Consider the following 9,407-nt stretch of genomic DNA (forward strand, 5'->3'; position numbering starts at 1 on the left):
GCGAGCTTCTGCGCGGACAGGGCATCGCCGGTGACGTTGACGAGGCGTACGCCGTGCAGTTGTTCGAGTGCGCGAGCGGGGTTGCGGTGCCATTCGGCGACGAGCGTGTGCCAGTGAGCGGCGGTCAGGTGCACGAAGGTGGCGCGTGGCGTGGTGCCGTTGCTATCCGTGCTGCCGTTGCCGTCGCCAGCGCCAATGCTGTTAATGCCGACGTTGTTGCCACCGCCCGTGGAATTGCCGATGGAATCGGCGGCGCTGCTGCTGGTGCTGTCCGTGCTAGCGAGATTACCGGCGGTATCGGTAGCACCGACACTGAAGCCGAAGATGCGCGAACTGGGCGCGAGCGTAGCGCCGGCGGCGAGCGCCGGGAAAATCTCTTCGACCGAGAGGTCGAAATTCAGCGAGTTCTGCTGCATCACGACGTCGGCGGCAGACAGGCCGAAGAGCCTGACCGCATCGAGCACGTAGTTGACGAGCTGGCGGTGTTCGACCATCACGCCCTTGGGCTTGCCGGTGGAGCCAGAGGTGTAGATCACATAGGCGAGGTTCTCGGCTGTGAGACCAAGCATCTGCGGATCGGGGTTGTGCGTCGGCTCCGTGTCGAAGGATTCACCGGTCTGCGTCCCATCGAGCAGCAGCACGGGCAGTGCATCGGCACCGGCCACCGAGTCGCGCAGCGCGCGCTGGGTGACGAGCGCAACCGGGGTACTGTCCTCGATCATGTAGGCGACGCGCTCGGCGGGGTAAGCCGGATCGAGCGGCACGTAGGCAGCACCGGCCTTGAGGATGCCGATCAGGCCGGTAAGCATGTCGATGCCGTGCTCGACGCACAGCGCGACGCGCTGGTCGGAGCGCACCCCCATCGAGATCAGACGATGGGCGAGCTGGTTGGCGCGCGCGTTGAGCTGGCGATAGGTGAGCTGCTGACCGTCACAAGCCACGGCCAGCGCATCGGGCCGCGCACCCGCATGGTCTTCGACGAGCTGATGAATCAGCAAATAAGACGGATAGTCGACACACGTATCGTTGAATTCCTCCAGCAATTGCGCGCGCTCTTCCAGCGGCAGGATCGGCAGCGCGCTGGCAGCCTGGCGTTCATCGCCCGCCAGCGCATCGACCAGCGACGCGATCGCCGTCGCCAGATACGCGGCGATACGCTGCGCATCGAGTGCCGGTGCGCATTGCAGCGTCAGCGCGAAGCCTTCCGCGAAGTCGTCGACGCTCAGATCGACCGGGTAGTTGGTGCGCTCTTCCATCGCGAGCAGATGCACGCCGTCGCAGACGAATTCGCCCGCGTCGCCGACCTGAACCGCAGCGGCGCTGTGACGGTAGTTGAGCAGCGCGGTGAACAGCGGCTGCGATGCGGGCACCGCGCTGCAGCGCTGCGCGAGCGCCAGCGAAGCCTGTTCGTGCGCGATCAGTCCCGACAGACGCTGATAGGTCTGGTTGACCAGTTCAGCCGCACTGCATTGCGCGACCGAGATGCGCACCGGCAACGTATTGATGAACATGCCGAGCACACGGTCCGCGCTCGCGGCGCCTTGCAGACGGCCAGACAGCACGGTGCCGAACACCACGTCGTCGCGGCCGGTGCAGCGTGCGAGCACTTGCGCCCACGCGGCATGGAACAGCACTGCCGGGGTCACGCCGCGCTGGCCCGCGCATTCGCGGATGCGCTGCGCGAGGTCCTGTTCCAGCGACACGACGGCTTGCTTCGCGTCGCTGCCGTCGCCCTGGACGTCGAGCACACCGAATGGCGCAGTCGGTTCGTCGATATCCGCGAGCTGCGTGCGGAAATACGCCTCGTGATCGGCCGGCTCGACCGCACGGGTCTGAGCGATGAAATTGCGGTACGGCAGCGACGGTGCGAGGCTGGCAGCCGCGTCTTGCAGCAGCGCGACGATCTCTTCGAGCAGCAGTTCGACGGTCACGTGATCGCTGACCATGTGGTGATTGATCAGCGACAGGAACCATGCATCCGAATGCGGATCGGCGGCCTGGTAGACGCGCAGCAGCGGGGCGCGCTGCAGGTCGAGGCGCAGCGTGCGCGGATCGGTCGCGTCGAGCAGTTGCTGCAGCGCGTCGGTGTGCGCGTCGAGCGTGACGGTTTGCACCGGCAGTTGCGCTTCGCGGTGCACGACCTGTACCGCTTGCGGCAGGCCGACCCAGTGCACGGAGCTGCGCAGGATGTCGTGCCGGTCGATCACGGTTTGCAGTGCGCCGAGGAAACGCTCGAGACGCTCACGTGCGTCGAAGGTCAGCACGGTGCGCATCAGGTACGCGTCGCCCTCGGTGCCGAGCAGGTGGTGGAACAGGATGCCTTCCTGCAGCGGCGCGAGCGGGTAGATGTCCTGGATGTCGGCGACGCCTGCGGGCACTTCCGCAACGATGCGCGCGATCTCGGCCTGCGTGAGCGTAACGAGCGGCAGCATGTCCGGCGTGATCGCACTGCAGCCGGCAGGGATGCGGTTGGCCGGCACGACGAAGGCACAGGCCTCGCCGCGTTCGACCGACGCAGCCATCGCGGCGAGCGTGGGCGACGTAAAGACCGTCTGCACGTGGGTGCGCAGGCCCCGCTGGCGCAGTTGCTCGATCAGGCTGACGACGAGCAGCGAATGACCGCCGAGTTCGAAGAAGTGGTCGTTACGGCCGACGCGTTCGAGGCCCAGCAGCTGCTGCCAGATCGCAGCAAGTGCGGTTTCGATGTCGCCTTGCGGAGCTTCGTAGTCGCGCGTGACGACTGAAGAAGCATCCGGTGCAGGCAACGCACGGCGGTCGAGCTTGCCGTTAGGTGTGAGCGGCAACGCGTCAAGCACGACAAACGCACCTGGCACCATGTACTCGGGCAGCTGTGCGGCCAACTGCGTACGCAGTTCGGCAACCGCGACTGCCGCAACATCGTCGGCCGCGAGATAGGCGACCAGACGCTTATCGCCGGGGCTGTCCTCACGGGCAATCACAACCGCTTCGCGCACACCTTCACACGCGGCAAGCTTCGCCTCGATCTCGCCGAGTTCGATGCGCTGGCCACGAATCTTCACCTGGAAGTCGTTGCGTCCGAGATATTCGATGTTGCCATCGGCGAGGAAGCGGGCGAGGTCGCCGGTCTTGTACAGACGGGCGTCATCGCGATCGCTGAACGGATCGGCGATGAAACGCTCGGCGGTCAGTTCAGGCAGATTCAGATAACCCCGTGCCACCCCGACGCCGCCGATATACAACTCCCCGGCAACGCCGACCGGCACCGGCTCGCCGCGCGCATCCAGCACATACAGGCGCAGGTTGCGCACCGGTTTGCCGAGCGGCACCGGCGCCGTGCGGTACGCATCGAGATCGCTCGACAGCCGGTGCCAGCCGACCACGTCGCTGCATTCGGTCGGGCCATAGCTGTTGATAAACTCGGGCCGCGGCTCAGGCAGCATCGCGAGGCGCGCGGCCTGGATCGGCTCGCCGCCGAGCACGACGCGGCGCAGCCCGCCTAGCTGCGTGGTGCCGGCGGCAGCATCGATCAGCGCATGGAATGCGCTCGGCGACAGGTTCAGATGCCGGATCTGCGCGTGGCCGATCTGCTGCACGATCGCGTGCGGATCGAAGCGCGGCGCCGCCAGATGCAGCGTGCCGCCCACCAGCAGCGGACCGAGGATGTTCTTCTGGGTCAGGTCGAAGCTCGGCGACGTGACGAGCAACACTGCATCGCCGCGCGCGAGCTTCAGGTCGTCCAGATACCAGGCCATCAGGTTGCGCAAGCCGCGCTGCTCGACCATCACGCCTTTGGGCTTGCCGGTGGAACCGGACGTGTAGATCACATAGGCGAGGCTCGATGGGCTGAGCGCGTGGTGGCTGACCGGGCTGTCGGGCACTTCGTTCCAGTCGGACATCGCGGCTTCGAGGTCGAGCAGCGGGAAATCGGCGTCGCTGATCAACGCGCGGGTGCCCGCATGCACGAGCACCGCGGTGGGCGTGCTGTCCGCAAGCATGTACGCGATGCGCTCGGCCGGATAGGCGGGATCGAGCGGCACGTAGGCGCCGCCAGCCTTCAGTACGCCGAGCAGGCCGACCACCAGTTCGACGCCGCGTTCGACATACAGGCCCACGCGCGCGTCCGGCGCAACGCCGAGCCGCTTCAGATGCTGCGCGACGCGGTTCGACAGGCGGTCGAGTTCGCGGTACGTCAGCGAGCGTTCGGCGTCGCTGATGGCGAGCGCGTTTGGCGTTTGCGCGGCTTGCTGTTGGAACAGCTCGTGGATAAAGCCGTCTTGCGCGGAGTCGATCGCGGTGTCGTTGAAGCCGATCAGCAGTTGCTTGCGCTGTTGGTCGTCGAGCAGCGCGAGCGAGCCGATGGTCTGGTTTGCGTCGGCGGTCATCGCGGTAAGCAGCGTCTGGAAATGACGTGCGAAGCGTTCGACGGTTGCTGCGTCGAACAGGCTTTGTGCGTATTCGAGCTTGCCGGAGATCGCGATGCCGTCGTCGCTGAGCGCGAGCGACAGGTCGAACTGCGTGGTGGTCTGCGCTTGCGGTACCGCGGCGAGCACGAGGCCCGGCAGCGACAGCTCGACATCCGGTGTGTTGTCCATGCTGAGCATGACCTGGAACACCGGGCTGTGGCTGAGGGTACGGGCGGGCTGCAGCGCTTCGACGACCTGTTCGAATGGCAGGTCCTGATGCGCGTAGGCTGCCAGCGCGGTTTCGCGGACTTGCGACAGCAGTTGCGACACGCTCGGGTTGTGCTCCAGATTCACGCGCAGGGCCAGCGTGTTGACGAAGAAGCCGAGCAGCTTTTCGAGTTCCGCACGCGGACGGTTGGCCACCGGCGTGCCGATTACCACCTCCTGCTGGTTGGCCAGACGTGCGAGCAGCACGGACCAGCCTGCGAGCAGCGTCATAAACAGCGTGGTGCCGTGCTGCTGGCTGAGCATACGCAGCGACGCGCTGAGCTGGGCGGGCAGTGCGAACGGTACGCTGGCGCCGGCATAGCTCTGCACGGCAGGACGTTGGCGGTCGGTCGGCAGTTCGAGCAGCGCGGGTGCGCCAAGCAGGTGGCTCTTCCAGAAGCCGAGCTGCTGCTGCAGCACCTCGCCGTGCAGCCACTGGCGCTGCCATGCCGCGTAGTCCGCGTACTGCACAGGCTGTGCGGGCAGCGGGTCAGGCTGTTGCTGGCAGAACGCAGCGTAGAGCGTGCTGACCTCGTCGATCAGCAGGCCAATCGACCAGCCGTCGGAGATGATGTGATGCTGCGTGACGAGCAGGATGTGCTCGTGCTCGCCCAACTGCAGCAGCTGGCCGCGGATCAGCGGACCGGTGGCGAGATCGAAGGGCGCGCTTGCTTCAAGCTGGCTGAGGCGTTCGACTTCGGCCTGCTGGGCGGCAGTATCGAGCGTACGCAGATCCGTTTCGGCGAGCGCGAACGCAGCGGGCGCAGCGATACGCTGCACAGTCTGGCCTTCGTGCATAGCAAACGACGTCCGCAGGATCTCGTGCCGTTCGATCAGCCGGTCCAACGTCGCGCGCAGCGCCTCACGCTGCAACGTGCCACTCAGCCGCAGCGCCGCGGGCATGTGATACGCGGCGCCGGCAGCATGATCGAGGCGATCAAGGAACCACAGACGCTGCTGCGCGAACGAAAGCGCGAGCGGCAGGCTGCGCTCGCGGCGTTCGATCGGCGCAAGGCCGGCACGCGAGGCCTGCGCGACGATGCGTGCAAGCGCGTCGAGCGTGGGCTGCGCAAAGAGTTCGCGCAGGGCGACTTCGGCATCGAACTGCTGGCGCAGGCGCGAGAGCAGCTGCACGGCGAGCAGCGAATGACCGCCGAGCTCGAAGAAGTGATCGTTGCGGCCGACGCGCTCGAGGCCGAGCAGCTGCTGCCAGATAGCAGCGAGGGCGGTCTCGATATCGCCCTGCGGCGCTTCGTAGCTGCGCGTGACGACCGAAGACGCATCCGGTGCGGGCAGCGCACGGCGGTCGATCTTGAGGTTGGGGGTAAGCGGCAGCTCAGGCAGCACGACAAACGCACCCGGCACCATGTACTCGGGCAGTTGCGCGGCCAGCTGCACACGCAGTTCCGCGGCGCTGACCGATTCGACATCATCGGCGGCGAGATAGGCAACCAGACGCTTGTCGCCAGGGGTGTCTTCGCGTGCGATGACAACGGCCTGGCGCACACCGTCGCAGGCAGCAAGCTTCGTCTCGATCTCGCCGAGTTCGATACGCAGGCCACGGATCTTGACCTGGAAATCATTGCGGCCAAGGTATTCGATGTTGCCGTCGGCAAGGAAACGGGCGAGGTCGCCGGTTTTGTACAGGCGGGCATCGGGTTCGTCGCTGAACGGATCGGCAACGAAGCGCTCGGCGGTGAGTTCCGGCCGGTTCAGGTAACCGCGCGCCACGCCGATACCGCCGATATACAGCTCCCCGGCCACGCCAACCGGCACAGGTTCAAAGCGCTCGTCGAGGACGTAGATCTGCGTCGCGCCAATCGGATGGCCGACCGGCTCGCTGGGCGTCGCGCCGGCCAGCGCGGTGCCGATTTGAGCACAGGAGGACCAGATCGTCGTTTCGGTCGGGCCGTACATGTTCCACAGCGAGCCTACCCGGTCGCGCAGCCGCTCCGACAGGTCGCGCGGCAACGCCTCGCCACCGCATAGCGCACGCAACGTGGGTGAACCGGCCCAGCCCGCGTCGAGCAGCATCCGCCACGTGACAGGCGTCGCCTGCATCAGCGTGATGCCGCGTCGGGCGATCAGATCGATCAGGCGCCGCGGATCGGCCGCATCTTCGCGGCTCGCGATCACGCAACACGCGCCGTTCGCGAGCGGCAGATAGAGTTCGAGAGCCGCAATGTCGAACGACAAGGTGGTAACGGCGAGCAGCGAGTCGGTCGCGGCAATGCCCGGTTCGATCGCCATCGAGCGCAGCAGATTGACCGCCGAACGATGCTCGATCATCACGCCCTTGGGCTTGCCGGTGGAGCCGGACGTATAGATCACGTAAGCCAGGCTGGTCGGCTCGAGGCCGAGCGCAGCCGCTTGCAGATTGTCAACCGGCAAACGGGCCAGCGCATCGCGCGTCTCGCCATCGTCGAGCATCAGTGTCGGCACGCCATGCGCGGGCAGCACGTCGCGCAACGCCCGCTGCGAGAGCACCGCAACGGGCGCGCAGTCTTCCAGCATGTAGGCAAGGCGGTCGGCCGGATAGGTCGGGTCGAGCGGAACGTAGGCGGCGCCCGCCTTCATGATGCCGAGCAGCCCGACGAGCATATCGATGCCGCGCTCGACGCAGATCGCCACACGGTCATCAGGCCGAACCCCCAGCGACAGCAGATGATGCGCAAGCTGGTTAGCCCGCGCACCCAGTTCGCGATACGCAACCTGCTCATCCCCGAACACTGCCGCCACTGCCTCAGGCATCGCCTCCACCTGCCGCTCGAACAGCGCATGCACGAAGGTATCGTGTGGATAATCGACGGCGGTGTCGTTAAACCCGACCAGCAGCAACTCGCGTTCCGTTTGCGGCAGCATCTGCAACTGGCGCGCAGGCTGATGGTCGCCATCGAGCAGCGCATCCACCAGCGCCTGAACCGCCACGGCCAGATAGCCGGCGATACGCTGCGGGTCCAGCGCGGACACCGGTGCGCATTGCAGCGTCAGCGCGAAATCCGCGCCAAAATCGTCGACCGTCAGATCGAGCGGATAGTTGGTGCGCTCTTCCACCGATAGCATGCGCACGCCTTCGCAGACAAACTCGCCCGCGTCGCCGTCGTTTTCCATCACGGGGCTATGCCGGTAGTTGAGCAGCGCCGTGAACAGCGGCACCGAAGCGGGCACCGCGCTGCAGCGCTGCGCGAGCGCCAGCGAAGCCTGCTCGTGTGCGAGCAGTTCGGACAGCCGCTGATAGGTCTGATCGACCAGTTCGGCGGCGCTGCACTGCGCGACCGAGATGCGCACTGGCAGCGTGTTGACGAACATGCCGAGCACGCGATCTGCGGCGGCTGTGCCCTGCATCCGTCCGGACAGCACGGTGCCGAACACCACGTCGTCGCGTGCCGTGCAGCGCGCCAGCACCAGTGCCCATGCAGCGTGGAACAGCACCGCAGCCGTTACGCCGCGCTCGCTCGCGCAGGTGCGGATACGCTGTGCGAGGGTGCTCGCCAGCGGCAGGCGCACGCTATGGTTGCGGCGGCCGTCGCCTTGTACGTCGAGCACATCGAATGGCGCAGTCGGTTCGTCGATATCGGCGAGCTGCGTGCGGAAATACGCCTCGTGCCCAGCGGGCTCAACCGCGCGCGTCTGTGCGATGAAGTTGCGGTACGGCAGCGCCGACGGCAGCGCCGACGGCAGGTTGGCGTGATCTCCGTGCAGCATCATGCGGATTTCTTCGAGCACGAAATCCATCGTCACGTGGTCGCTGACCATGTGGTGATCGAGCAGCGATAGCAGCCAGCGGTCGCAAGCGCGGTCTTCCACTACGGTGGCGCGCATCAGCGGCGCGCGTCGCAGGTCCAGACGCTGGGTGCGCGGGTCGGTGGCATCGAGCAGCTGTTGCAGCGGATCGGCCTCCGGGGTGGCCTGAATGCGGGCATGAACACTGGCCTGCGTACAAAGCGCGAGCGTGTCGACCTGCAGCGTGGCGGCGCGATGCACCACCTGCACCGGCTGCGGCAGGCCGTCCCAATGCACGGAGCTGCGCAGGATGTCGTGCCGGTCAATCACGGCCTGCAAAGCACCGACGAAGCGCTCGACGCGCTCGCGCGAATCGAACGTCAGCACGGTGCGCACCAGGTACGCATCGCCTTCGGTGCCGAGCAGGTGATGGAACAGGATGCCTTCCTGCAGCGGCGCGAGCGGATAGATGTCCTGGATGTCGCGCGCGCCGCCGGGGATCTCGGCGGCAATGCGATCGATGCCGTCTTGCGTCAGCGAGACGAGCGGCAGCATGTCCGGCGTAATGGCGGTGCAGCCGGCCGGGATGCGGTTGTCGGGCACCGCGAACGCGCCGGCCGTGCCGCGTTCAAGCGCTGCAGCCATCGCGACGAGCGTCGGCGACGTAAAGACGGTTTGCACCTGGGCCTGCCAGCCTTGCTGACGCAACTGCTCGATCAGGCTGATGACGAGCAGCGAGTGACCGCCGAGCTCGAAGAAGTGATCGTTGCGACCGACGCGTTCGATGCCGAGCAGCTGCTGCCAGATCGCGGCGAGCGTGGTTTCGACTTCGCCGAGCGGGGCTTCGTACGCGCGGGTGGCGAGCGCGGCCTGGTCGGGCGCGGGTAGCGCCTGGCGGTCGAGCTTGCCGTTGGGGGTAAGGGGCAGTGCGGGCAGCACGACGAATGCGGCGGGCACCATGTACTCGGCGAGCTGGTCGGCGAGGAACGCGCGCAGTTCGGCGGAGCTCGGCGTGCGTTCGTCATGCGGCAC

Annotated in this window: 1 protein-coding gene; it reads right to left on the bottom strand. The window is 66.5% G+C overall.

Annotation, left to right across the window (positions count from 1 at the left end; all coding sequences use genetic code 11):
- On the bottom strand, window positions 1–9,407 hold a 9,407-nt coding region (locus ACYVNQ_RS06655), incomplete at both ends, for an amino acid adenylation domain-containing protein (protein WP_460901673.1).

The organism is Paraburkholderia jirisanensis, from assembly GCF_054782355.1.